General features: G+C 61.0%; 24 protein-coding genes. 6 read left to right on the plus strand and 18 right to left on the minus strand.

What is annotated here, in order from left to right; genetic code table 11:
- Window positions 1-59 precede the first annotated feature (59 nt).
- Together ACSSVG_RS00095 and ACSSVG_RS00100 are read left to right on the plus strand one after the other, a co-directional pair.
- Window positions 60-701 (plus strand): GntR family transcriptional regulator, encoded by a 642-nt coding sequence (locus ACSSVG_RS00095; protein WP_311212333.1) that lies wholly within the window; start codon window positions 60-62, stop codon window positions 699-701.
- A gap of 16 nt (window positions 702-717) precedes the next feature.
- A complete protein-coding gene (locus ACSSVG_RS00100; RefSeq protein WP_492416672.1) occupies window positions 718-1,359 on the plus strand; it encodes a GntR family transcriptional regulator in 642 nt (213 codons plus the stop codon).
- Window positions 1,360-1,399: 40 nt separating this feature from the next.
- Here ACSSVG_RS00100 and ACSSVG_RS00105 read toward each other — a convergent pair whose 3' ends face one another.
- From ACSSVG_RS00105 to ACSSVG_RS00145, 9 genes are all read right to left on the minus strand, one after another.
- On the minus strand, window positions 1,400-1,615 hold the full coding sequence (locus ACSSVG_RS00105) for a hypothetical protein (protein WP_311212335.1): 216 nt from the start codon (window positions 1,613-1,615) through the stop codon (window positions 1,400-1,402).
- Complete coding sequence (locus ACSSVG_RS00110) at window positions 1,612-3,186, minus strand: amino acid permease (protein ID WP_492416674.1); 1,575 nt, start codon at window positions 3,184-3,186, stop codon at window positions 1,612-1,614. The genes ACSSVG_RS00105 and ACSSVG_RS00110 overlap by 4 nt, the downstream gene beginning before the upstream one ends.
- Window positions 3,187-3,261: 75 nt before the next feature.
- Entirely contained in the window at window positions 3,262-3,528 is a 267-nt protein-coding gene (locus ACSSVG_RS00115) for a hypothetical protein (RefSeq protein ID WP_311212337.1), read from the minus strand.
- Window positions 3,525-4,355, minus strand: a complete 831-nt coding sequence (locus tag ACSSVG_RS00120) for an alpha/beta fold hydrolase (protein ID WP_442014441.1) — start codon at window positions 4,353-4,355, stop codon at window positions 3,525-3,527. Before ACSSVG_RS00120 ends, ACSSVG_RS00115 begins: the two co-directional genes overlap by 4 nt.
- A gap of 15 nt (window positions 4,356-4,370) precedes the next feature.
- Window positions 4,371-4,676, minus strand: a complete 306-nt coding sequence (locus ACSSVG_RS00125) for a DNA-directed RNA polymerase subunit alpha C-terminal domain-containing protein (protein WP_311212339.1) — start codon at window positions 4,674-4,676, stop codon at window positions 4,371-4,373.
- Complete coding sequence (locus ACSSVG_RS00130) at window positions 4,673-5,830, minus strand: pyridoxal phosphate-dependent aminotransferase (protein ID WP_311212340.1); 1,158 nt, start codon at window positions 5,828-5,830, stop codon at window positions 4,673-4,675. The genes ACSSVG_RS00125 and ACSSVG_RS00130 overlap by 4 nt, the downstream gene beginning before the upstream one ends.
- 12 nt (window positions 5,831-5,842) lie before the next feature.
- Window positions 5,843-6,433 (minus strand): RraA family protein, encoded by a 591-nt coding sequence (locus ACSSVG_RS00135; RefSeq protein ID WP_311212341.1) that lies wholly within the window; start codon window positions 6,431-6,433, stop codon window positions 5,843-5,845.
- Window positions 6,430-7,095 carry an RraA family protein gene (locus ACSSVG_RS00140; protein ID WP_311212342.1) on the minus strand — a complete coding sequence of 222 codons (666 nt, stop codon included), beginning with the start codon at window positions 7,093-7,095 and terminating at the stop codon, window positions 6,430-6,432. Before ACSSVG_RS00140 ends, ACSSVG_RS00135 begins: the two co-directional genes overlap by 4 nt.
- Window positions 7,095-7,760 (minus strand): RraA family protein, encoded by a 666-nt coding sequence (locus tag ACSSVG_RS00145; protein WP_492416678.1) that lies wholly within the window; start codon window positions 7,758-7,760, stop codon window positions 7,095-7,097. The genes ACSSVG_RS00140 and ACSSVG_RS00145 overlap by 1 nt, the downstream gene beginning before the upstream one ends.
- Window positions 7,761-7,834: 74 nt before the next feature.
- Here ACSSVG_RS00145 and ACSSVG_RS00150 point away from each other — a divergent pair, with 74 nt between their 5' ends.
- Complete coding sequence (locus ACSSVG_RS00150) at window positions 7,835-8,728, plus strand: LysR substrate-binding domain-containing protein (RefSeq protein ID WP_311212344.1); 894 nt, start codon at window positions 7,835-7,837, stop codon at window positions 8,726-8,728.
- A 68-nt stretch (window positions 8,729-8,796) separates the two neighbouring features.
- On the opposite strand, the gene ACSSVG_RS00155 is transcribed toward ACSSVG_RS00150, so the two are convergent.
- The 4 genes from ACSSVG_RS00155 to ACSSVG_RS00170 are packed head-to-tail and all read right to left on the minus strand — an operon-like array spanning window position 8,797 to window position 14,267.
- On the minus strand, window positions 8,797-10,542 hold the full coding sequence (locus ACSSVG_RS00155) for an acetyl/propionyl/methylcrotonyl-CoA carboxylase subunit alpha (protein WP_492416680.1): 1,746 nt from the start codon (window positions 10,540-10,542) through the stop codon (window positions 8,797-8,799).
- Window positions 10,542-12,140 carry a 5-oxoprolinase subunit B/C family protein gene (locus ACSSVG_RS00160; RefSeq protein ID WP_492416682.1) on the minus strand — a complete coding sequence of 533 codons (1,599 nt, stop codon included), beginning with the start codon at window positions 12,138-12,140 and terminating at the stop codon, window positions 10,542-10,544. Before ACSSVG_RS00160 ends, ACSSVG_RS00155 begins: the two co-directional genes overlap by 1 nt.
- Complete coding sequence (locus ACSSVG_RS00165) at window positions 12,124-13,452, minus strand: MFS transporter (protein ID WP_492419281.1); 1,329 nt, start codon at window positions 13,450-13,452, stop codon at window positions 12,124-12,126. Before ACSSVG_RS00165 ends, ACSSVG_RS00160 begins: the two co-directional genes overlap by 17 nt.
- 53 nt (window positions 13,453-13,505) lie before the next feature.
- Window positions 13,506-14,267 carry a LamB/YcsF family protein gene (locus ACSSVG_RS00170; protein WP_492416684.1) on the minus strand — a complete coding sequence of 254 codons (762 nt, stop codon included), beginning with the start codon at window positions 14,265-14,267 and terminating at the stop codon, window positions 13,506-13,508.
- A gap of 108 nt (window positions 14,268-14,375) precedes the next feature.
- Between ACSSVG_RS00170 and ACSSVG_RS00175 the strand changes: the two genes are divergently transcribed.
- Complete coding sequence (locus ACSSVG_RS00175) at window positions 14,376-15,074, plus strand: GntR family transcriptional regulator (protein ID WP_492416686.1); 699 nt, start codon at window positions 14,376-14,378, stop codon at window positions 15,072-15,074.
- Window positions 15,075-15,789: 715 nt separating this feature from the next.
- On the opposite strand, the gene ACSSVG_RS00180 is transcribed toward ACSSVG_RS00175, so the two are convergent.
- Complete coding sequence (locus tag ACSSVG_RS00180; RefSeq protein ID WP_492416688.1) at window positions 15,790-17,052, minus strand: IS110 family RNA-guided transposase; 1,263 nt, start codon at window positions 17,050-17,052, stop codon at window positions 15,790-15,792.
- 384 nt (window positions 17,053-17,436) lie between these two features.
- Between ACSSVG_RS00180 and ACSSVG_RS00185 the strand changes: the two genes are divergently transcribed.
- Window positions 17,437-17,616 carry a hypothetical protein gene (locus ACSSVG_RS00185; RefSeq protein ID WP_492416690.1) on the plus strand — a complete coding sequence of 60 codons (180 nt, stop codon included), beginning with the start codon at window positions 17,437-17,439 and terminating at the stop codon, window positions 17,614-17,616.
- A gap of 106 nt (window positions 17,617-17,722) precedes the next feature.
- On the opposite strand, the gene ACSSVG_RS00190 is transcribed toward ACSSVG_RS00185, so the two are convergent.
- A complete protein-coding gene (locus ACSSVG_RS00190) occupies window positions 17,723-18,529 on the minus strand; it encodes an HNH endonuclease (protein ID WP_492416692.1) in 807 nt (268 codons plus the stop codon).
- A gap of 17 nt (window positions 18,530-18,546) precedes the next feature.
- Window positions 18,547-19,803 (minus strand): AAA family ATPase, encoded by a 1,257-nt coding sequence (locus tag ACSSVG_RS00195; RefSeq protein ID WP_492416694.1) that lies wholly within the window; start codon window positions 19,801-19,803, stop codon window positions 18,547-18,549.
- Window positions 19,804-20,355: 552 nt separating this feature from the next.
- Between ACSSVG_RS00195 and ACSSVG_RS00200 the strand changes: the two genes are divergently transcribed.
- Window positions 20,356-20,799: a hypothetical protein gene (locus ACSSVG_RS00200; protein ID WP_492416696.1), complete on the plus strand. Its 444-nt coding sequence runs from the start codon at window positions 20,356-20,358 to the stop codon at window positions 20,797-20,799.
- 13 nt (window positions 20,800-20,812) lie between these two features.
- Here ACSSVG_RS00200 and ACSSVG_RS00205 read toward each other — a convergent pair whose 3' ends face one another.
- Both ACSSVG_RS00205 and ACSSVG_RS00210 read right to left on the minus strand, forming a co-directional pair.
- Complete coding sequence (locus ACSSVG_RS00205; protein WP_492416698.1) at window positions 20,813-22,420, minus strand: hypothetical protein; 1,608 nt, start codon at window positions 22,418-22,420, stop codon at window positions 20,813-20,815.
- Window positions 22,421-22,528: 108 nt separating this feature from the next.
- Complete coding sequence (locus ACSSVG_RS00210; RefSeq protein WP_492416700.1) at window positions 22,529-22,714, minus strand: hypothetical protein; 186 nt, start codon at window positions 22,712-22,714, stop codon at window positions 22,529-22,531.
- Window positions 22,715-23,668: the final 954 nt, after the last annotated feature.

Consider the following 23,668-nt stretch of genomic DNA (forward strand, 5'->3'; position numbering starts at 1 on the left):
CGCCCCACCGCGGGGGCAGCCTCCAAAAGATCAACGTATGCGGGGAGTATACTGAAACTATGCAGACCCCCAGCCAGTCCAACCGCGACAGGGTGTACGACTACATCCGCGACACCATCCTCCCGGACTCCGCCTTCCACGGCAGCTTCCTCACCGAGGAGCAAGTCGCAGAACAGGTCGGCGGAACCTCGCGGACGCCGGTCAGGGAGGCCTTCCTCCTCCTGGCATCCGAAGGACTGTTGCAGCTGGTGCCCCGGCACGGTGCATTCATCCCTCCGGTCACCCGACAGGAAATCAGTGAAGCCCTCGAATACCGCACGGTGCTCGAAACCAACGCCGCCGAAGTCGTCATGGAACGAGGCACCGCCCCACTGGACGCGATGAAGCTCGCGCTCAAGCACCAGCTTGAAAGCTCTGACGCCGGCCACGAACGCGAATTCGTCGACTGGGACAGCGAGTTCCACATTGCACTGGTCCGGGCTGTCGGGAACTCCCTCATGACCAAGTCGTACACCGACCTCCGCGCACGGCACATCCGCATCGGCGTCCGCGCACTCATGAACACCCCCGAACGGCAGGCCGCCGTCATCGCCGAGCACCAAGCCATTGTTGATGGCCTGGAATCCGGAGACCCCGAGCTGGCCAAGACAGCCATCCGCAGCCATATCCGGACCACCGCCTCGGGGCTCTCGGAAATCTGACCCACGAAAGGTTCCCATGGACCCGGTTCCCTCCCCCGGGGCGACAGCTCCTGAGGTCGCCTATCAGTGGATCACCTCCTTCATCGCCGGGTTGCCCAGGGAGGATGAAACATTCCTGAACGAAGCGACCCTGGCGAAAGCCACCGGCACCTCCAGGACCCCGGTCCGTGAGGCTTTGCTCCGACTCGAGGCCGAGGGCTACATCAAACGCGTCCCGCATAAGGGTGCATACGTTCCTCCCATCACAGATCAGGAAGTGCGGGCCAACCTGCAGGCACGGTCGGTTGTGGAGAAATGGGCAGTGACAAGCCATGGCCACTACGACCACGCGAATCTCGTCGCTCTTCAAGGGCTCATCGACCAACAGCGACTGGCCGCCTCCGATCCCGTCCGTTTCATTGAACTGGACACCGAGTTTCACAACCTCATCGTCAAAGCTGCCGGTAATCCTGTCCTGGCGGACTTCTACGCTTCCTTGCGGCAACGACAGCTCAGGATCGGCATCCAAGCCATCAGCACAGGAAATTCCCGGACGGCTGAGGTTCTGAACGAACACCAGGCCATCGTGGATGGGCTCAACGGGGAGGATCTCGCCCTCACCTGCACCGCCATTGACGCCCACTTGGGATCTACCCGAAGAGCGACTATCGGGTACTGACACTGCGACGACAGAGTGATCGTGCCCCAAAAGGCACTCTTCAGGCCTCGTGCTCCGGCTCCGCCGACCAAGGGGTTTCAAGTTCCAGCTTCCAGCGGACTTTACGACCACGCAAGGCCGGCATCATGGCGCCTTGCGGGACGTGCCGGAACGGCACTGTTTCGCCGTCGGGCCGCCACCACCCGCTGACGGGGGCATGATGCCCCGTCGAAACGAGTGCGGGAACGGTGGCGGCTCCCGGGTTCCGAATCGTCATGGTGTGTGGCTGTCCTTCGGGGTTCGTTCCGGTTGAATGAAGGTGCGGTTCGCCAGGACGGGCACACTACCGGTGTATCCTTCCCGTTCATTGGCCGCTGCCGTTATACCCTCACGGGCCACAAACCAGCCGATGACCAGAAGCGGTATCAGCACCAGCAGCGAAGCGAGGACCCAGCGCCCGGTTTCGGAAAAACCCATGGAAATCAGCACGAAGGCCAGAAAGGCCAGGGTCAGGTATGAGGTGCACGGCGCCCCAAACAGCCGGAAGGCGGGGCGTGTGATCAACCCCGCGTTGGAGAGCCGGTGAAGTTTCATCTGGCACAGCATGATGGTCGCCCAGCATCCGATAATTCCCAGTGCGGAGATCTCCAGGACGATTTCGAAGGCCTGCGAGGGCACGAGAGCGTTCAGACCGATGCCCAGCAGGGCAACCACCGTGGTGAACAGGATTCCGCCGTAGGGAACGCCTTTGGCATTCATCCGGCCGGTGAAACCAGGCGCAGATCCGTTCACGGCCATGGACCGCAGGATCCGCCCGGTGGAATAGAGCCCCGCATTCAAACTCGACAGTGCCGCGGTCAGCACCACGAAGTTCATGATGGTGGCGGCCGTTGCACCTGCCTGGGGATCGCCGAGGTGGGAGAAGAAGGTGACGAACGGTGATTCACCGCCCTTATAGGACGTGAACGGCAGGAGCAGGGAGAGCAAGAGCACCGAGCCGACGTAGAAGACAGCGATCCTGAACACCACACTGTTGATGGCTTTGGGCATGATCTTGGCCGGGTCCTTGGTTTCCCCGGCAGCGGTGCCGATCAGCTCAATGCCGGCATAGGCGAAGATCACCCCGCTGGCGGCCAGGAGCGGGGCGATCCCGCCGTTGGGGAAAAACCCTCCATTGTCGGAGAACACGACGAAGCCTGTGGGGCCGACGTCCGTGGCTGCACCGCTGAGGAGGAAGACGACGCCGACGATGAGGAAGGTGACGAGGGCGAGGATTTTTACCAGGGCGAACCAGAATTCCATCTCGCCAAAGAGCTTGACGGAGACCAGGTTCAGGGAGAGGACCACAACGAGGGCGATGAGGGCCAGCAGCCATTGGGGCGTTTCCTGAAGCGGCGGCCAATAGGGTGCCCAGAATTTCAAGTACAGGGCCGCTGCTGTGACATCGACGATGGAGGTCATGGCCCAATTCAGGAAGTAGAGCCACCCGGCCGCGTAAGCCATCTTTTCGCCGTAGAACTCACGGGCGTAAGAGACAAAGGACCCGGATGACGGTCGGTGCAGGACCAGTTCGCCCAGTGCCCGGAGGATCAGGAAGCCGAAGAAGCCGCAGATGGCATATACCAGCACCAGTGCAGGCCCGCTGCCGTTCAGCCGGGCGCCGGCGCCCATAAACAGGCCGGTGCCGATCGCTCCCCCGATGGCGATCATTTGGATTTGCCGAGGCTTCAGGGACTTGTGATAGCCCTGTTCTTCACTGGCAAAGTCACGGACGGCCGAGGCAACATCGCCGGTGCGCTCCCGCTCGTTCTCCAGTTCGTCCGCCCTGTCATGCGCGGGAATTTTCATGTTTTCTCCATGGGTTTGAGCCGCACATCCTTGTGCGGCCGTTGGAAGCGGCCCAGCGACCCGGGCCGCACTACGTTAGAAGGCTGCGGCCGCCGGTTGAGTGCGCAACTGGAGGTCCCGGGGCCTGATCCAGACTTCGTAACCTTCCTTGCGGACGAAAGCCCTCCGGGGTTGGATGCCGCTGCCGCGGAGCCACACGGTAGAAGAGTCGGCCATGGCGTGGTCCACGATGCCGGCCTGGACCGGGATTCCATGCTTCCGGATCTGGACGTGGCCGCCGATCAGGGCGGGCCATTCGTCGTATCGGACAAGCCGGTCCGGGGTTTCATCTCTGCGTTTCATGACTGTTCGCTCCTCTGGAAGAACCGGGTCAGGCGGTCCCACATTTCGGGGGCGTTCGAGTACATGGGAAAGTGCCCGCTGCGGGAGATTTCGGCGAGTTCAACGCCCTTCTCTGCGAGCAGTGGCAGGTAGCTCAGGCTATTGTTCTGCACTCCGTACATGTACATGCGGGGGAACGGCAGCGCCAAAAAGCGATCCATCAGGCCGCCGTTGTCGGAAAGTTCCACCATGGATTCGAAGATTGGCCGGACGGCACCGGGCCTGACCTTGTGGGGCAGGCTTGCCGCGTAAAGGCTGCTGGAGTAGAACCGGGATTTCCATACCCGTTCCTGGAAGTCCTTGAAGAAGCCGTCAGGATCCGGGTGGGAGTGGCTGATGATCTGGCGGCTCAGGAAGCAGTCTTCGGGTGCTATGTTGCCTTCGATGTCCGAGAAACTGACAACGCGGGAGGGCGCCTGGTCTGCCAGGAGCAGGGCTGTGAGACCGCCCATGGAGTGACCCACCAGATGAAAGCGCTCGATGCCTTGGGCGGCAAGGACTTCTTTCGCGACGCTGACGAGGAAGTGCACGGAGATGGCGTTCAGGTCCGAGCAGGAGGTTGCGCCGCACCCGGGGGCGTCGTAGGCCAGGATCGGGCGGTCGACGAGCCCTGGCTGCTGGATGACGTCGGCATAGTCCTCTTTGGTGGAGCCAAAGCCATGGAGAAAGACGACAGGAATGCCGGTACCGGCTCGATACATGCCGGCAACGTCGACGCGGACGCCGTCGACGTCGAGCGGAAGGGTGAAAGGCTCAAGCTTGGTCAGGCCAGGCAAGGAATTCTCCATTCAGGATGGTGGGGCTCAAAGGGCAGGGACAGCCCAGGCGTGGTGGTTCTTGATGTGTCTTTGGTTGGTGCCCGCCCGTGGCTGGTGATACCGGCGACCGGCGTCATCGGCGGCCAAGTGGCGGCCCATGTGCGCGAGGACTGCTTCGATGAGGTCCAAGGACCCGTCGCCAAGACCGACCACCTGGGTCAACAGTTCGAGGCGGGACCAGGTGGTCAACACTTCGACGGTCCGTATCCCGTGGCGGACCAGGGCGTTTTCGGCCCGTGACGGCAGCCCAAGGCTGGATACGGCAATGGTCAGCCCGGTGTTGCCTGTCACGGGAAGTCCCTGACGGCTGCCGCGAAGCGGCGAAGACCTTCGTCCAGGCTCGCCGCGTCTGTGGCAAAGGAGAGCCTCACATGGCCTTCTCCGGAGGGACCGAACTCGCTTCCCGAACGGACCAGGACACCGGCTTTGGCAAACCGGGCCACCATGTCGTCCGACCCCAAAGCCGTGGTGATGCGGGGGAACGCGTAGAAGGCACCTTGGGGCGAGAGGATTTCGACGCCGGGAATTCCGTTCAGTGCCTTGATCACCATGTCGCGTCGCTCCTGGTAGGAGGCCGTCAGGGTCTGGAGGTCCTTGTCCGGTGTTTCCAAGGCTGTCAGGGCAGCATCCTGAACGAAGGTGTTCAGTGGTCCGTTGATGGTGCGGTGGATCAGGTTGATCTTGTCCGCCAGGGGAGCAGGAGCCACGACGAAACCGAGCCGCCACCCGGTCATGGCATAGGTTTTGGACAGGGTGCTGCAGTAGACCACCTGAGCGGAAACCTCGGCCAAGTCAAGGGCCGAGACGAACTCAAGTTCGTCGAAGACAATGCTTCCGTACGCTTCGTCGGAGAGCAGCAGCAGGTCCGGGTGATCCGCCAGAATTTCTCCGACCCCGGCCAGGTCCGAAGCCGGATAGACACGCCCGGTGGGGTTGCCGGGGTTGCACAGGATGATCATCCGGGCCGCCGCAGCCTCCTGGCGGAGAGCCGCCAGGTTCAGGGAACCGTCCGGGAGGGCTGGAATCCAGAGGACCTCTGCTCCGACCATAGCGGCATGGTCGGCGTAGAGGGAGTAGGTCGGTTCCGGGATCAGCACACGTTCCCCTGGCTTGACCAGGGCGAGCATGGCCGCGGCCAGCCCGGCGGAGCCGCCGTGGGTCAGGACGATTTCCTGTGCGGTGGTCGCACGGGGGTGCCCGGCGGAGATCCTCCGCGCGAGCACCTCCCGCAGTTCCGGCGCTCCCGTCATGGGCGAGTACCGGGTCCGTCCCCCAACCAGGGAACGGACGGCAGCGTCGACAACCGCGGTGGGGGTGCCGGCGTCGGGCTCCCCCATGGCCAGTGAAATGGTGCCCGGTGCAGCCGCACCCAGGGTGGCGGGGCGGCGGCTGGAGGCGGCGATCCGTTCGGGAGCGCCCAACTGTGGAGAGGACGTGACTGTCATGGGTTCTTCCGTCTAGAGGGAGTAGATCTCGAGGGTGGTTTTGCCCTCTCGGATTTCGCCGAGGAAGCGTTGCTCGTCCGCAACGCGCCGGTCGGCTTTGTCCAAGACGGCGTCGACGGCATCCCGGGGCAGGACGACAACGCCGTCGGAGTCTCCCACGACGAGGTCGCCGGTGCGGACTGTCAGGCCGCCGACGCGGACCGGGGAGGAGAAGTCTCCGGCGTAGTGCTTGGCAGTTCCGACGACGGTGACGCTGCGGGAGAAGACCGGGAAGTCCATCTCCGCCATTTCGTCGACGTCGCGGACGCCTCCGTCGATGACCAGTCCGGCGATGCCGCGGTGCTGGGCTGCAGCGGCGAGGATTTCGCCCCAGTGGCCGTGTTCGGCGCCCTGCATGTCGACGACGAGGACGCTGCCGGCCGGTGCTTTCAGGACTGCGTGGTGCAGGGCGAGGTTGTCGCCGCCGACGCCGCGGACGGTGAACGCCGGTCCGGTGACTTTGGCTCCGGGCCAGGCCGGTTTGATGCCGGGATCGCAGGCACAGGGCAGTTTGGAGGCTTCATAGAGGGTGGCGGAGGAGTGTCCGCGGGCTGCATTGGTCACTTTTTACCCCACTGGAGGTCGTGGTAGCCGAGGTCTTTGCGGGCCTGGACCAGAGTGGCACCGGCCTTGACCGACTCGACAATCCGATTTTCGGTTTCTTCGATCTTTTCGGCCAGGTCGGCGACCTCTTCAGCGCGGGCACGGGGTACAGAGAGCGCCCCGTCGGCGTCGGCGCAGATGATGTCCGCCGGTGAGATGGTGACATCGTTAATGGTCACCTCGGTCTGGACCGTGACGAGCTGGACCCGGTCCTTTCCGGTGCGCATGAACTTGCCGCGGCTGAACAGCGGGTAGTTCTGCTGCAGCGAGGTGGAGATGTCCCGGCAGACGCCGTTGATGACGGTTCCGGCGATGCCGCGCTCGGCGGCGACCTCAGTCATGATGCCGCCCCAGACGGTGACATCGGTGCGTCCTTCATTGTCGATGACGATGACTGACCCGGCCGGTACGTCGTCCAGGAAATCCCCGACGCTGCCGCGGCTTTCGCCAGCCGGGGCGTACTGGACAGTGAATGCCGGTCCGGTGGCGCGGAAGTCGTAGGTCAGCGGCGACAAACCGTGCAGTGTGCCGTGCAGGCCGAGCGCGTCCATGGCATCGGAGATCGAGGCTGTGGGCAGGGCTGCCAGGCGTTCAATGACGCTGGTTTCAGTGGTGGTGTTCATCAGTGTTCCTCTGTGGTTCCTGCCAGGCGCGCGTCGCGCATGGCTTCGTGAAGTGCGACGCCGGCCCTCAGGTCGGCGTCGATGGCCTGCTCGCGTGCGGCCACACCTTGGGCGCGTTCGAGCACCTCGTCAACGTGGGCGGCAGGGACGACAACGACGCCCGTTTCATCGGCCAACACCAGGTCGCCGGGAGTGACTGTCACCACGCCCAGCTGAACGGGTTCACCGGTGGAGCGCTGCTGGAGCCTGCCCCGGGCAGTGGCCGGGATGCGTCCCTTGGCGAATACAGGGAAGCCCATCTCCCTCGCTTCGTGAACGTCACGTGATGCACCGTCCGCCACGACACCGCGGACCCCGTTCAGCGAGGCACCGAGACTGAGGAGCCCTCCCCAGCAGGAAACGTCGGTGCGTCCTTCATTGGCGACGACGATGACATTGGTGTCATTGGCTGCCGAGACGGCTGTCGCGCCGATGTGCGCACCGGAAGGACCCGGAACGTATGGTTCCAGCTGCACGGTGACAGCGAATCCGACGATCTTCGGGGTTCCCCAGACGGGCAGGAAACCAGCCTGTCCCGGCGGCAGGCCCAGGGCGTCGAGGGCATCGGAGACAGCAGCTGAATCCAGTGCCGCGTAGTGCTCCAAGAGAGTTGTTTTGGAAGTCATGCTTCCAGTAGACAGGCTCGGATTGATATAGTGAAGGTCTATGTTTGTATGGCTGGAAGAGGTTTTGCGACTCGATGATTGAAGTACGTCAGGCACGCTATTTCATAGCGGTCGCCGAAGAGCTCCATTTCGGGCGAGCTGCCGAGAGGCTCAACATGTCCCAGCCACCCCTCAGCCAGGCCATCCTTCAGCTGGAGCGGCAATTGGGGGCCAGCCTCCTGACCCGGTCCAGCCGGTCAGTGTTGCTCACCGATGCCGGGACGCTGTTCCTCGAAGAATGCCGGCTGCTGGTCCAGGCCTCCCAACGGGCGCAGGATGTCGCCGCCAGAGCAATCTCGGGCATGGCCGGCACCCTACGCATTGGGGCAGTGACTTCAGCTTTCAACAGTGTGCTGCCTCCAGTCTTGAGCCGCTTCACCGGTGATTGGCCTGACGTCGAACTGGAGGTATCGGAGATCGACACCCATCACGGGCCCGACAGGTTGCTTCGCCGCGAGCTCGATGTCGCCATCATCCGTCAATCCGGCGCCAACAAAGGCCTCACGTCAGTTCCGCTGCGCCGGGACCGTTTCGTTGTTGCCCTGCCCGAAACGCATCTTGCTGCCGCGTCCGGGACTCCGGTGGATCTTGCTGAGCTCAGGGATGACGCCTGGGTTTGGCTGCCGCGTGCCATCTCCCCCGACTATCATGACGAGATGGTCGCTGCCTGCCGGAAGGCAGGGTTCAGCCCTCAGGCGAAGCACTTCGCCAACTCGATCCATTCCCAGCTCGCCATGGTCGGCTGCGGGCTGGGAGTCACGCTGGCACCGAATTCATCCATTGGCCCGGCGGAACAAGGTTTCGTTGTCCGCGATCTTGCCGAGCGGGTGGATCTGGTTGAACTGTCCTTGGTCATCCGCGATGGGGCTTCTGAGACCCTCACGATGCATTTCATCCGGTGCGCACGGGACCTTGCAGAGGGCAGCTAAAAACAGAAGCAACGGCGCGGTGACAGGCTTCCCTGCCGCCGCGCCGTTGCTCCCAGGTTTGTGAGGGTTTATTCGCCCATGACCCTGCCGAGATTCGCCCCTGCTTTGACAGTGCTGCCTGCTGCGGCCAGGACTTCTGCAAGTCGCCCGGTGTGCGGGGCAGGAACGACGCTTTCCATTTTCATCGCTTCGAGAATCACCACGGGCGTTCCTTCCTGGACAACTGCGTCAACGTCGACGAGCCATTTGACGACCTTCCCGGACATGGGCGACCGGACCAGTTCCGGGTCGGCGCTGCCGGACTCAGCGCCTGTGTTGCCGGCGGACTGATGGCCTAAGGATGTTGCGCCGAGCAGTCGCGCCAGGTTCCCGGGAAAGCCAACCATGACCCGCTTCCCGTCGATGTTCAGGGGAATGGTCACCGTAGGCTGGGGATCCGGGTGCTGCGGATCGAAGGAGGGATCTGCGGTGATGCCGTGGACAAATTCGTTCTCGATCCAGCGGGTGTGGATGGAGAACTCTTCAGTGAAGTCTGGGGCTTCGACCACGGCACGGTGGAAGGGCAGCAGCGTCGGCAGACCGGTGATGGTGAAGTCTTTCAGGGCCCGGCGGGCCCGGCGGATGGCTTGATCCCTGTCCGCACCAGTGATAATCAGTTTGGCCATGAGGGAGTCGAACTCCCCGGAGACCTCCGAGCCGGCAGTAATACCGGAATCCAGCCGGATGCCCGGACCGGTGGGAACAGCGATGGACTGCACGGTCCCGGGGGTTGGCAGGTAGCCGCGGCCTACGTCCTCGGCGTTGATCCGGAATTCGAAGGAGTGCCCGCGGGGTGCGGGGTCCTCGTCCAGGGAGAGGGCCAAGCCTTGGGCGATCCTGAATTGTTCCTGCACCAAGTCCACCCCGGAGGTTTCTTCCGTGATGGGGTGTTCCACTTGGAGCCTGGTGTTGACTTCGAGGAAGGCAATGGCGCCGGATTGGGCCACCAGGAACTCCACGGTTCCCGCGCCGGTGTAGTTTGCTTCCGCGCAGATGGCTTTGGCCGCTGTGTGGATGGTGTGGCGCTGTTCATCGGTCAGGAACGGTGCCGGCGCTTCTTCGACGAGTTTTTGGTGGCGTCGCTGCAAGGAACAATCACGTGTTCCCACGACGATGACGTTGCCAAAGGTGTCGGCCAGTATTTGGGCTTCGACGTGCCGTGGGCGGTCCAGGTACTGCTCGACGAAGCACTCCCCGCGCCCGAAGGCGGTGACAGCTTCCCGGACGGCGGAATCGAACGCTTCCTCCACTGCGTCCAGGTCCCGGACTACCTTGAGGCCGCGCCCTCCCCCACCGAAGGCGGCCTTAATGGCGATGGGCAGCCCATGTTCCTCAGCGAAGGTGCGTGCCTCTGCTGCGCTGGCCACCGGACCCGGGCTGCCCGCTACAAGGGGCGCACCGGCGAGGATCGCGATTTGCCGGGCCGTGACTTTGTTCCCCAGCGCGCGGATCGCGTCCGGGCTGGGGCCTATCCAGGTCAAACCGGCGTCGACGACGGCTTGGGCGAAATCGGCGTTCTCGGAGAGGAACCCGTAGCCGGGATGGACAGCATCAGCCCCGGAGCGCTTTGCAGCATGGAGTATTTTGTCCACGTCCAAGTAGCTTTCTGCCGGTGTACGGCCGGAGAGACTATAGGCTTCGTCCATTGCCATGACGTGGGCGGCGTCAGCGTCACTGTCGGAGTAAACACCCACCGAGATCAGACCGGCGTCGCTACAGGCCGAAGCGATCCGCACGGCTATTTCTCCGCGGTTGGCGATCAGGATCTTGCGCATCAGGAAGTACTTTCTGTCATCAGTGGTGAAGGTTTGAAGCGGACGCGGCCTCCGGCAGCGATTTGGGCTGCCTTGTCCAAGTCCTTGGGTGCGACGACGGCAATCACCGGATAGCCTCCGGTGACGGGATGGTCAGATAGGAACACCACCGGCAGCCCTGTCGGTGGAACCTGGACCACGCCGCAAATGGTGCCTTCGCTGGGAAGTTCGTCATGGCGGATGCGTTCCAGTGGGGTTCCGCTGAGCCGCATGCCGATCCGGTTCGAGTCGTTCGTGACTGTCCAGTCTTGGTTGAACAGGGCCTGGAGTGCGTCGGAGGCGAACCAGTCGGCGCGGGGCCCGGGCCCCAGTTCAAGTTCGGACACTTCGTCGGCGGGAAAATCCGGTTGTTGTTCCGGTTCCCCTACCGCAGTTCTTGGGGCTGGGGCGACGGGCAGGAACTGGCCTACTGCCAATGGTTCCGGGCCCAGTCCTCCCATGGTGTCTGCCGAGCGACTGCCCAGGACTTCTTCGGCTTCTATTCCGCCGCGGACAGCCAGGTAGCTGCGTACCCCCGTTGTCGGCGGCGAGAGCACCAGGGTTTCTCCGTCCATCAACGCCACAGGGCAGGCGGCAGCGGCCTCGCGCGAACCGTTAACTGAAGTGATCTGCATTCCTGCCGGGGCCCCGGCAAGGGCCACAATCTGATCCCCCACCGCCTGAACAGTCAGCCCGCCGTCGACGATTTCCATGGCCGCGGCCCCACTGGGGTTGCCGACGAGTCTGTTGGCCCGGCGCAGTGAGCCTTGGTCCAGTGCCCCACAGCGTGAGACCCCAATAGCGGCGTAACCGGGACGGCCAAGGTCCTGGATCAGCGTGAGGGGTAGGCTTCGGAGAACTTTGAGTCCCGGACCGTCGACCTTCCGGGGAACCGGTACCGATCTGGTCACCTGCGCCCTGTCGCGCACGGCCTTGTACCGGACGCTGGTCCCTGGACTGACCAAAGCTGGTTCTGCGCGTTCGCTGTCCCACATGGGGCAGCTGGTGTGTCCAATGATTTGCCAGCCGCCCGGTGATTGCCGGGGGTAGACGCCGGTATAGCTGCCTCCCAGTGCCACCGAACCGGCTTCCACGTTTGTTCGGGGAGTATCCCGGCGAGGGACGGTAAGGACGTCGTTCTCCCCCACCATGTAGCCAAAGCCCGGGACGAAACCGGTGAATGCCACAGTCCAGAGCTGGCCGGTGTGGGCCGCCACCACAGCTTCGGGGCTGATGCCTGCCAGCTCGGCAACTATCTGCAGGTCTTCTCCGTCATAGACGGTTTCGATCTCGACGAGCTTGTCGCTCGTGTGCCGATAGGGCGGAATGGGCAGATGCTGCAGCTCTTTCTTGATCCTCAGCATGGCTGTGGGGCTTTCGGCGGTGACTAGGACTGTTTCGGCTGCCGGGACTACCTCGCGTTGCCCGGGAAATGGGTTCCGGTTGAGCAGGTCTGTCAGCGCGAGCACGTCGTGGGGTGCCGCGAGCTCGGCCAGCACACCGCGCTCTCCAACAGCCCTCACTGAGCGCACACGGGATTCGATGTGGATGTCGGGCTGGGTTTCAGGCGCTGACGTCATGGATGAGCCTTAGGTCTTCTTCGGGCTTGGGGTCGCGGCCAAGGGAGACACCGACGATGGTGATCAGGGCGCATACGGCCAGGTAGACAGCAATCAGGTACCAGGTTCCGGTGGCTGCGTAGAGGCCGGTGAAGATCAGGGGCGCGATGGCGCCGCCAAGAACACCGGCGAGTGTGTAGGCCAAAGAGCTGCCTGCGTAGCGGAGGCGGGCAGGGAACTGCTCGGTGATGAAGGCTGCCTGCGGACCGTACATCAGGCCGTTGAAGACCAAGCCGCCGACGACACCGAGGGTGAGGGTCACGACTGAGCGGTCCTGGATCATGATGAAGAACAGCGGAATGTAGATGGCGCTGCCTGCTGCGGCGATGCCATACAGGAGCCGGCGATTGAAGCGGTCGGTGAGGGCGCCCGCCGTCGGGATGATGAAAATCTGTACACCTGAGCCGACGAGGATGGCTGTGAGGACGTTGCCGGTGCTCATGCCCAGTTCTTTGGTGGCGTACACAGCGACATAGACGGTGAACATGGAGTAGATGACATCCGGGCTGATGCGGGACAGGGCTGCTGCGATGAGGGCACGGGGTTCGTTGCGGAAGACTTCACGCAGTGGCGCTTCGGAGCGTTCGTTGTTTTCCACCAAGGCTTTGAACACAGGTGTTTCTTCGAGCTTGAGGCGGATGACCAGGCCAAAGACCACCAGGAGTGCGGAGGCCAGGAAGGCCACGCGCCAGCCCCAGGAAAGGAAAGCTTCGTTGCTGAGGGAGGCGGCAAGGATGGCGAGGACGCCGTTGGCCATGAGATTGCCTGCGGGTGGGCCGATTTGGGCAGCGGAGGACCAGAAGCCTCGCTTGTTCGGGTCGCCGAATTCGCTGGAGAGCAACACCGCCCCGCCCCATTCGCCGCCGACGCCGATTCCCTGCGCCAGTCGGAGGAGAACGAGGATCGCCGGGGCGGCCGGGCCGATCGCGTTGTAATCAGGCAGCACGCCGATGAGGATGGTGGCCGCACCGATCAGCAGGAGTGTGACAACGAGGACGTGTTTTCGGCCCAGCCGGTCACCGAGGCGTCCGAAGATCACGCCGCCGAGGGGTCGTGCAAGGTAGCCGACGGCGAATGTGGAGAAGGAGAGTAAGAGGCCGACGAATTCGTCATTGCCGGGGAAGAAGATCTTGGGAAATACCAGTGCGGATGCGACGGAGTAGATGGCGAAGTCATAGTATTCCAGCGATGTTCCGCTGAGGCTGGCGATGTAGGCCTTGATGGCACTCCTTTTGCGGAGCTTGGCCTGCTGTGGGGAGGTTGCTGTGGACATGGCCTTCTCGTGTTCGTGTAGGGCTGGTGGGGTTGCCAGGTTTTTCTCGGTGGTCATGGCACGAAGCTCCTGACAGCGATTCCCTGGTATTCGAGGGCTTCCCTGACAGCTGATGCAATCTGGACTGCTCCTGCTGTGTCTCCGTGGACGCAGATGCTTTCGGCGCGGACATCGATGTGGGAGCCGTCGATGGTCTCGATCTTTCCTTCCCGTACCAGGCGGACCACACGTTTGGTGATGAGCTCCGGATCGTGAAGGACTGCGCCCTCCAGGCTGCGCGGCGCCAAAGCCCCGTCACGGGTATAGGCACGATCGGCAAAGGCCTCGGGCACTCCCCGCAGCCCTCCTTTCTCTGCACGGATCAGGACCTCGGATCCTGCGAGGGCAAGGATCGGCAGCGAGGGGTCCACAGAGCGTACGGCATCGACGACGGCTTGGGCCTGTGCTGGATGGTGGACTATCGCGTTGCCTAGAGCGCCGTGGGGTTTGACGTACTTGACCGTAGTGCCGGCGATGGCTGCCATGGCTTGGAGGGCACCGATCTGGTAGGCGACGTCGTCGGCCAGTTCGTTCGGTGCGATGTCCATAAACCTGCGGCCGAAGCCGGCAAGGTCACGGTAGCCGGGGTGCGCCCCCACAGTGACGCCGCGACGGACGGCAAGTTCGCAGGTAGCCCGCATGACCGATGGGTCTCCGGCATGAAAGCCACACGCGACATTAGCGCTGGAGACAGAGCGGAACACTGCGTCGTCGTCGCCCAGGCTCCATCGCCCGAACGATTCACCGACGTCACTGTTCAAGTCGATTTGATTCATTGTGATCCTCATCTCAGGAAAAGGTGATGGACCCATCATTGCTTAAGTTTGAGAATCGTTCAACGATTCTCTTAGTGAAAGTTCGTGAGAGAGTGTAGATTCGTTTCTATGGACACTGCTGGGGAACTCTTGGATGACGCCCACTACGAACTGGGCCCCGCCGCGAGGCTGCGGGTAGCGGTTCCCGCTGTCGCGTCGCGGGTCGCGGCGGAGCTTCGTCGCCAACTCATCACAGGCAAGTGGGTACCGGGCTTGCGCCTCAACGAACCCACCATCGCCGAAGAGCTTGGCGTCTCGCGCAACACCCTTCGGGAAGCCTTCGCCGAACTCAGCGCCGAACGCCTTGTTATCCGCCTCCCCAACCGCGGGGTTTTCGTTGCTGCCCCAGGAGCCGATGACCTCCGAGATTTCTACACCGTCCGCCGCGCCATCGAGGTCACCGCAGTCCGGAATGGCGGCTCTGCCGAACGCATCGCGGCTATCCAAGAAGCGGTGGCCCACGGTAAGACTGCGGCGAAAGCCAAAGACAAGGAACGACTGGCCGATGCCAACCTCGGGTTCCACCGCGCCATAGTCGAAATGGCCGAAAGTCAGCGACTCAACACCCTCATGAACCAGGTCCTCGCGGAAATGCGACTGTTCTTCTTCAAAGAGCCCGTGAACGTGGAGTTTTACTCACGCTACGTTGAGGACAACGAGAAGATCGCCAAAGCTTTGACTGACGCGTGCTTCGAAGAGGCCGCCTCCCTCCTGGCGGCTTACCTCGACCGCTCCGAGCAGCACCTCTTCGAAATATACGAAGCCTAGCGAGCCCCAAACCAACGCGAAGGATGGCGGACGATAACGCCGTCGTTGGCTTTACGGTCGCGAGCTCGAATGCGGGCGCTCTGCCGGACACGCACCTCGGCTATCCGGAAGCGGATCACCCCGTCGACGCATCCCTGCTCGGCCCGAAGGCGCATCAGAACCAAGCAGTCCTGCCTCTGATTCCTGAGTCATGTTGTTGTCACCACCCCTATCCATGAAGCGGTGTAGGACAACCAACACCTACCCTACGAACTAGGAGAGGAAGGACCGCTTAGCCCCAGTTCAGAGCCAGCGGAGGGCCAACCAGCCAATCCCCTGAACCCGCTCCCCCACAACTGAACAGGCCAACCGGCGGTCAGGCACAAGCCGGCACCACACATCAGAGACTCGTGTCAACAATTGTCAACACGTAAAAGCAAAAACCCCCTCTGACGAGGGGGTATGCTGTGCCCGAGGTGGGACTCGAACGGGATTCCTAGGCTTGGGAACACTGGGAAGTGGCGGAAACATGCGGAATCCGGGGCAGTCCGGCGGCTGTACGGGCCAGTCCGAGGCGGGCAGTGTGGACATTGATGCTCCTATTGTTGTCAATGGTCGCTGGGCCAGGGGCCATGTAGGTTGCCGTGGCCTCCGCTCCGGCCTCAAGGGTCGCTGCCGCGATCGCTGCGCGACGGCCGGGGGCCGCCTTTGACCCCCGGGGCTTCGGTGTCCACGGTCAGGTTGGAAGCGCCCGGTTCACCGGTGGATAGGGTGGATGCGCGTGGGCGGTGGATTGGTTGTTGAGCCAGGTCTCGTAGCGGTGGTGGGCGTCGTTGTCGTGGGAAAGTCCTCGTTCCAGACGGGACAGTGTGGTGGGCCAGACGCTCAGGGCATCGGCCGCTTCTTGAAGGGTCAATCCTTTGGTTGCGCGTGCTTTCCGGAGGGTGGCGGCGTCGGGAGCGGGACGCGGGTGTTGGAGCTGGTTATAGATTTCGCGGGCGACGTAGCGTTTGAGGCAGCGCATGATTTCTTTGGTTCCTTTGCCTTCCTGGCGTCGCCTGGCCACGTAGGCCCGGGTTTGGTTGTCATAGCGCATTCGGACGAGCACTACGCGGTGGATGGCTTTGTTGGCCTGTCGGTCACCGGCGCGGCTTAGTCGGTGCCGGGTCGTTTTGCCTGAGGAGGCGGGGATCGGGGCGACGCCGACGAGGGCGGCGAACTTCGCCTCGGTGGTGACGCGTTCGGGGTTGTCTCCTACGGTGACGAGGAGCTGGCTGGCGACGTCGGTGCCGACGCCCTGAATGTGGCGCAGCATTGGTGCGTGGAGGGTGAGGACGGTGTCGAGTTCGGCGTCGATCAGTGCGAGCTCCTGGTGCAGGTGCCGGTAGCGGACGGCGAGCCGTTTCAGTACGGTCGCGGTGCTGGTCAGGGGTTCGGATGGGGCGCCGGAGGGTCGTGTCTTTTCTAACGCGGCCATTAACGCCGGGCTCGTCATGGATCGGTATCTGGCGCGGAGGGTCTCCGGTGCGGTTGTCAGGATTGTTTTCACTTGGGCCATCACCGCGACGCGGGCCCGCATTGCGGTTGCGCGCTCGGCCCGCAGCACCCGCAGGGATTCCACTGCACCGTCCCGGGATTTCGGGGTGACGCCTGCCCTGCCGGAGAGCACCGATTCGGCGGCTTGATAGGCATCGAGTGGATCGGATTTTCCCCGCAGCCGGCGTGCCTGCCGGTTCGGGCGCATCACTTCCACCACGCGGATGCCCTTTCGGGTGAGCACGCGTGAGAGTTCGGCGCCGTAGCTGCCGGTTCCTTCCACACCGGCGGCGAGAACGGAACCGAAGCCGGTGATGAAGTCGATGATTCCCTGATAGCCGGCTCCCGCTGCCGGGAATTCCTTGTCCGCCAGATGTTGGCCGGTGTCGGTGATGACTCCGACGTGGTGGGTATCGGCGTGGGTGTCGATCCCGGCGATGACTTTCAGATATTCCTTTGTCATGATGAAACTGCCCTGACCTTTGAAAGCGATGGGAAAAGGGCACGCCGGCCGGGTGGGCAGACAAGACAGTAATGGGACTCTTCGGAACAAGCTCCTATGAGGTCATGTCCACTTGGCCGTCGCGTTTACTGCGGCCGTGTTGTGGTGGACAGATCATTGTCAAGACAACCCTCACGCGGGCGTCAGCCACACTTCGAGCCACACCGCAACACACCCAATTCCATCATTACTGTCCACACTTCCTTTTTGCCTGCTGGCCGGAGCGTCTCAGATTGCGCTGCGGACCGTCTGACGAAACACATGTCATGCGCTCACGTTCTTGTATTTCGTAACCTTGACGTTGGCCGGTGTCCTTCATCGCGGCCCTCACCGGAGTGCTCGCACATGAAAAGTATCACCATCCGCGACGGCATCTACGTCACCAACACCGCTATCCCGATCAGCACCACCGAGTACTCCCAGGTCAACGCCGAATTCATCGTCCGTGGCAGCATCATCAGACCCACCATTCGAGTAACCCTTCCGGCGGCGACCCACAACCAAGAGGACTCTGGAATGAGCTAAGTAGGATCACGACTTCATAGCTGTGAGTGGAGGGAGTGACATGATGCCTTGCGTCGTTGCATCGCGGTTGGCCATGTGCCTCCAGCCGGTGGCTAGCTCCGTCAACTCAAGTAGCCAAAAGCCTGAAACCACCGCTGCAAAAATGGACAGAGTCAGCTGCCGACCTCAGGATCACCGGTTTCCAGTGATTGAGTCCTGTGCGCAGTTCGACACTTTGAACTTCTCTGCGCAGGTACTTTTCCACGGAGCTGGCCCCTGCTTCCGCGAAGTAGGCATTCAAAGCCCCGAACCTCTCTGTAAGTAGCTCAATCGCTTCCTCGGCATAGGCCGTTGCGAGTTGGAACCGATCAAACTGCGATGACAGGATCTCGAATGTCGACTCGCTCATTGCCAGAGGACGGACTAAGTGGAAGGAAGGAATGACCGATCCTTCAAAAGCTAAGTTCGCAACGAGGAAGTGCTCGTTCTTAGGAAGTTTGTCGAAGTATGCATGTATGAACGCCAGTGCGCCATCGGGAGTCTTATAGATCTCATCTTTTGCTTTGTTGCATACTCCGCATACAGGTACGAGATTGATGGTATACGCGGCAAACTCCGGAAACTTAAGTTTCGGAAGAAAGTGGTCCAGCTCGCTCGTATCTCGGAGTCCGCATAGGCAGCAGATTCTGCTCCTGGCAAGAATCTCAGCACCGTCTTTACGCAGACCGCCAGATCTCACCGCCTGGTAGTTAGCTACCAGACACTCGGCCGTGTACTCATCGCCAATAATTGTTGCGAGTCCCGCGAGTGAGCCGTGCTGGTAGGTTGAGTAGGCTTCTAGTACTGACTCCCTGGCATTGTTTAGCGACTCCTTTGTTAGGCGCAGTCGCCGATGGTCCCGGAGCCGGTCGTAGAGATCCCTCTCGTCTGTCATAGGTGTTGGAAGCGTTATCAAAGCTGCCCCGAGGCCGACTGGGTCCTGATAACCAACGCCCTGGCCTGACTGCTTAGACCTAATGGGAACAAGTTCTCCACATCATCAAGGTCCATCGCCGCAGCCAACTCCCGAATAACCGCACGGTAGTCGGAAACCGAGTTGTCGAGACCAAACGCCTCATGCGTGAGCTCACCAATTGCCGCACCAAAGGTTTCTAACTGCGGCTCAAACGTTCGAATCGAAGTACCATACCTTTCGATGACACGGACGTCCTTTGCCGGGACCTCCTGAAGAACGACAGGACTGTGAGTTGCAATTATTGCAAAGGAATCAAAGCCCTCTAGAAGTTTTTGGATTCCACGTAATAGAGCTGCAAGAAGGGGCGGGTGGAGGTGGGTTTCAGGCTCATCCAGAAGAACTAGAGATCGACTTCGGAGGTGCGCAGCAAGCTGAATAGTTACATTGAGTACGATCTTTTGCCCCGCACTCAGCATCCGTAATTCCGCTGTTGGCAGTAGGCCGCTCTCCAGCCATGATGTCAGGCTAATCCCTGCCCGCCCAAAAGTTGGGTCTCTCTCTATATCTGCCAATGCCCCCATGAACGCAGCGGTATCGCGACTACATGCCTCATCGAACGCCGCCACCAGTTCGCGATCAAGCTCTTCGATCGACTTCAACTGAGAACTTTCGGGCTCGCCTGTTACACGGCGGAGACCGCAATAGGTGTATCCGAATCGCGTAGTGGAGGTGTCATCACGCCGAATTACAGCCTCGTCTTCTGTTTCCATGGGAGGTAGCTCAAAAACATCAAACGCACTGTACGAAACAGCAATAACCGCACTAAATACGGCTTGCCCAGTTTCTCCCACATACTGACGACTTCGATCAACCTTACTAATTTCCCTTGCGACATCCGCGAGCAGCCGGGTCTTACCCACGCCGTTGTATCCGATTAGAACTTTGCAGCGGCCCGGCAAGGGACCAGAGTCGTCGAAGTCAAACCGAATTGCTTCATCGAGCCCTTCGCCGCGATGCAGGAAAGATGCAACTCCCTTCGACAAGGGGGAAAAACCAAAAAGTGACCTTGCGGATTTGAGGCTAAACTCGGCTTGTCCAAACCTGAGAAGCGATGTGGCCCATCCGTGCTCATCGCGAAATTCGGCCGCAATCCTTTGGTCCGTCGCAGCATCGCGAAGTGCGCGAAGGAGTCTGCTTCTGTCACGGCGTGGAAGGCTAGCTACCTTCTCGTAGTACTCAATGTCTTGACCCAAGGAGCAATACGTAACGTCTAGGAAACTGAAAGTATTAGCCGTAAAGGGCGTTGGGCCACTAACCTGGCCGGCCTTCAGTATCTTCACTGGTCCCAGAGCAACGGGTTCGCCATATGGCGGTAGAAACTCAGCCTCGAAAAGACACTTAAGTCCAAAGTCGTTCCAATTGTCACGACGCAGGACGACGAGACCCTCATTGGGCAGACGACTCGGTGTGTCAAAAGGACCTATAACACGAAATTTCATCAAAACCTCCCACAACCGAGGGTATCAGCGCTGGCAACGAAGACGGTGGCCGCTTGGATTCGCTGTTCAAAAGGTCTCGGATCTGGAGGCGTCTACTGGACGCCTCCTTTGTTGCCAAAGCGCATTTGACGTCCATAGGCAGAAAAGGCAGCACACAAGCAGCACATGAGTGAGTGCGCTATGAACAACGGGAGCACCAAGACGGGATCCGCGCTGTTCATCGTGTCCCCGCGCGTGACGGCAGCTTTATGGCTGCTGGAAGCAGCCAACTCCAAGCTGTGAATCAAACGACGCATCATCACCCAGATGGGTGAGATTCACCTCGCACACCAGTTCCGAAAGGAAGTCGGCATCCAGTTCACGAAGTGGGCCAAGGAATACAGGAAGAGAATCCAGCAGGTCAGCGACCTGGCGAATATTGAATCACTGGACGTCGAGAAACTCAAGATGCCCACCACTTCATTGATACTCAAGAAACTTGAGCGCCTTCACAGCGAGCCAACGATCTCCTGGCTTGCTGCATGGCAACTTTGCAGCGGCCACGCCCATGGGAAGCGATGGGCAACACTGATGAGCAACTGGCTCACCGAGGTCGCTCGAACGGCGGACGAGTTGGGCGCAGATTTCAGGGTCACCGTCAGTTATGAGAACCTTGCGCTGATTGTGGGATCGACTGCAGAGATGATGCAGGTCGCGTGCGAACGTTTCACCCTGCTGGCGAAGAGCGATCGCGTCGCGACAAAGCCCTAGGTTGCCAAAGCCCCTATCCGACGATCCCCCTGATGAGGACATGGTTTCCTCGCTTGGCGGAATCGTCGTATGTGCGCAATGAGTCAGTTTCCAGCACGCGCCGCCAGGCTTGGATGGCGTACTGAACCGCGTCCTTCCAGTACTCATAGGCCAAAGCCAAAGGAAATTCACCCGCCCCACCGTGGACTAAAGTACTCCGCTTGCTGTACATAAGCTTTGCTCGGTTAAAAAACGCTTCCCTTTTCTCAGCATCATCAGGATGGAGCACGTGCGCCAGTGCACCACACACGCGCAACATGGTTTCACTTTTCGCGCCGAAGAGATTCTCCCAGACCATGACTGCGTCAATGAATCCGTCGTAGGGGTGGTCCCTATCGTTCACCGCTGACAGAAGACGTTCCCGTCCCGTGGCCAAACCTTTCGGGGCCATCCCTGCCAATGCGTGCCAGTGATCGATTCCTTTCTCGTCATCAGCTTCCAACGGTCGTGAGAAATACAGGGTTGGACGCCACGGCGCGGCTTTCTGGCTCTGTGATTGACCGGCAACCACGGGGTTGGCCCAACCCCTGAAAGACTGCCCCATGGTAAGGGTTTCATCTTCCTTGGAAGCCAAAAGCACAGCGAGGTGGGCCTTGCTGATTTCCGAATCGACCTTCTGGTGAAAGTCCTGCCCCTTTGACATCCTGTCCTGGCCCGACATCGACAGAGCCTCGGCGCTCTCCGCAATTTCCAGGACCTGAACCCGAACAGGAAGCTCCAACACCACGGCATCAGTTGCCCAGTAACTGAACAGGTTCTTTTCCGGACGTGCCAAACGACGCAGTCTGCCGCTCCCGATGTTGATCTCACGCACTTCTGGAGCAAGTGTTGCCCCAGGGCAACCTGCGATCTCGAACAGCGTCACTTCTTCCCTCTGCGCAAGCTTGCGCGCAACAGCCAACATCCTGCGAACCCAGACAACGTACGATTCAAGATCCGACAGCCCCGGCTGTCCGGCACCGCTGCTCTTCTCCAGGATGGAGGCGGCAAGTCCACCAAACTGGATCGAGCCCCCGCTTCCGTCGCTCCAATTCAGGAACGAGTTGAGCAGAAGATCCGCTTCGCCGGTTCCTTGGTCATTGGCAAAAACAGCATGAGGAAAAAGACCCATGAGCGGCTCATCCGGCTGATACATCAGCGAGTCAGCAAGCTGCTTGAGTGGATGCGAATACAGGTGGCCCGACAGCGACATGCCATGGTCCTGCGACTGGGCAATCAAAAGCGCTGGAAAAGCATCTATTGCCAGCCGGCACAGTGCCTCCTCAACCGCATCCTCACTGGACGTCGCAGGACGGGGCCCTCCGGATTCAAAATGCAGGGCTGTAGCCAAACACCCGCCCAACTCTTCCCTATAGCTACAGAATCGATACAGAATGTCGCTTGTTCGGTTAAATCCAGCACGCCCCACCCGGGGCCCGTCTCCTACAAACCGCAGGATTATTCGAGCCAGGTCCTGCTGAGCGGGTGGAAACGCCTGGACGTTATGGACATCCCGGACCCCGAGCATGTACCCGGTCAGGTCCTGCCCCAGGTAGGTGGCGGCTTGTTGCCACTCCGACACATTGATGTCTTCTCGGTCCATGATTTTCCTCCGCAGGCGTGGCTATTCCAAAGCTTGACAGCAGTATTTCAAACGGGAGCCCGGAGGTTCCCACGCGCTCGAACAATTCGCCGATGGAAGCGCCGGCTGCTACTGCTTGAAGACAGCCGAAGGCCGGAGTCGATAGACGGCCATGACCGCGAACAATGCATCAAGGTCGATCCTCTCCGTAGAGAAATCTTCCAGCTTCTTGATCCTGATAGGCCTGATCTTTGCCACGGCGGCAACTTCACGGTGCGTAGCTTTGCCTCTGGACTTCACCAACAGATCAACCAAGGCAGCCCGGTTCCCCCAAGGCCCGGTGGGACTCCCGGCTCAAGTCGATGCGTGAGTGCCCGATATGCAGGTGCCCGCAGTGCCCCGTGCACCAATACCAATTGCTCGATGGATCCTCAGGCAGCTGCTTCGAAGGAATCTCACCCTCTGCGATACCTGCGTTTGGAGGCCCAGCCTCCGTCCCTTTGGGTTTTGCATTCCCTTGGTGCCCGTTCCGGGTTCGACATAGAACTGGTTCTGCCCATCACGCTTCCAGACCTTATTGATGCCAGCAGTTGCTGCTTCCCAAACAAATCAATGTCCGCGAGCGTGAGTGCGGTAGCCTCCCCAAACCGTGTTCCAGTCAACCAAAAAGTTCATGAAGTCCCTATTCCGCTCCCCCATTCCCCGCTTGAGTGTCTCGGCTTCAGAATGGGAGACGAAAGTCAGGCCTTGGGCCTTGTGTGTTTTGGGGTCCCGCCAACGCACCATGAAGGACTGAGAACCGTCCTTTTTGGTACGTGTAGAGATGCTGGCCATGCATAAAACGCTACGTCGCTGCACACGCTTTTAGGGGTTTTGTACACAGTCAGGGGCCATATAGGCCCCTGACCTGCGACAACATCGTGCCCGAGGTGGGACTCGAACGGGATTCCAGGCCTTGTCATTGCTGGGATGTGGCGGAAACATGCGGAATCCGGGCCAATCCGGCGGCTGTACGGGCCAGACCGGGGCGGAAAGTGTGGACAGTAATGATGGAATTGGGTGTGTTGCGGTGTGGCTCGAAGTGTGGCTGACGCCCGCGTGAGGGTTGTCTTGACAATGATCTGTCCACCACAACACGGCCGCAGTAAACGCGACGGCCAAGTGGACATGACCTCATAGGAGCTTGTTCCGAAGAGTCCCATTACTGTCTTGTCTGCCCACCCGGCCGGCGTGCCCTTTTCCCATCGCTTTCAAAGGTCAGGGCAGTTT

It is taken from the genome of Paenarthrobacter sp. E2MeOHC11 (genome assembly GCF_058744955.1).

Bases quoted from the DNA above. Each gene is read 5' to 3' on its own strand.
- ACSSVG_RS00110 (WP_492416674.1), bottom strand. From the start codon at position 3,186: ATGAAAATTCCCGCGCATGACAGGGCGGACGAACTGGAGAACGAGCGG.
- ACSSVG_RS00140 (WP_311212342.1), bottom strand. From the start codon at position 7,095: ATGAACACCACCACTGAAACCAGCGTCATTGAACGCCTGGCAGCCCTG.
- ACSSVG_RS00175 (WP_492416686.1), top strand. From the start codon at position 14,376: ATGGACACTGCTGGGGAACTCTTGGATGACGCCCACTACGAACTGGGC.
- ACSSVG_RS00190 (WP_492416692.1), bottom strand. From the start codon at position 18,529: ATGACAGACGAGAGGGATCTCTACGACCGGCTCCGGGACCATCGGCGA.
- ACSSVG_RS00095 (WP_311212333.1), top strand. From the start codon at position 60: ATGCAGACCCCCAGCCAGTCCAACCGCGACAGGGTGTACGACTACATC.
- ACSSVG_RS00100 (WP_492416672.1), top strand. From the start codon at position 718: ATGGACCCGGTTCCCTCCCCCGGGGCGACAGCTCCTGAGGTCGCCTAT.
- ACSSVG_RS00180 (WP_492416688.1), bottom strand. From the start codon at position 17,052: ATGACAAAGGAATATCTGAAAGTCATCGCCGGGATCGACACCCACGCC.
- ACSSVG_RS00205 (WP_492416698.1), bottom strand. From the start codon at position 22,420: ATGGACCGAGAAGACATCAATGTGTCGGAGTGGCAACAAGCCGCCACC.
- ACSSVG_RS00145 (WP_492416678.1), bottom strand. From the start codon at position 7,760: ATGACTTCCAAAACAACTCTCTTGGAGCACTACGCGGCACTGGATTCA.
- ACSSVG_RS00200 (WP_492416696.1), top strand. From the start codon at position 20,356: ATGGGTGAGATTCACCTCGCACACCAGTTCCGAAAGGAAGTCGGCATC.
- ACSSVG_RS00185 (WP_492416690.1), top strand. From the start codon at position 17,437: ATGAAAAGTATCACCATCCGCGACGGCATCTACGTCACCAACACCGCT.
- ACSSVG_RS00160 (WP_492416682.1), bottom strand. From the start codon at position 12,140: ATGACGTCAGCGCCTGAAACCCAGCCCGACATCCACATCGAATCCCGT.
- ACSSVG_RS00130 (WP_311212340.1), bottom strand. From the start codon at position 5,830: ATGACAGTCACGTCCTCTCCACAGTTGGGCGCTCCCGAACGGATCGCC.
- ACSSVG_RS00115 (WP_311212337.1), bottom strand. From the start codon at position 3,528: ATGAAACGCAGAGATGAAACCCCGGACCGGCTTGTCCGATACGACGAA.
- ACSSVG_RS00150 (WP_311212344.1), top strand. From the start codon at position 7,835: ATGATTGAAGTACGTCAGGCACGCTATTTCATAGCGGTCGCCGAAGAG.
- ACSSVG_RS00170 (WP_492416684.1), bottom strand. From the start codon at position 14,267: ATGAATCAAATCGACTTGAACAGTGACGTCGGTGAATCGTTCGGGCGA.
- ACSSVG_RS00165 (WP_492419281.1), bottom strand. From the start codon at position 13,452: ATGTCCACAGCAACCTCCCCACAGCAGGCCAAGCTCCGCAAAAGGAGT.
- ACSSVG_RS00155 (WP_492416680.1), bottom strand. From the start codon at position 10,542: ATGCGCAAGATCCTGATCGCCAACCGCGGAGAAATAGCCGTGCGGATC.
- ACSSVG_RS00120 (WP_442014441.1), bottom strand. From the start codon at position 4,355: ATGGAGAATTCCTTGCCTGGCCTGACCAAGCTTGAGCCTTTCACCCTT.
- ACSSVG_RS00105 (WP_311212335.1), bottom strand. From the start codon at position 1,615: ATGACGATTCGGAACCCGGGAGCCGCCACCGTTCCCGCACTCGTTTCG.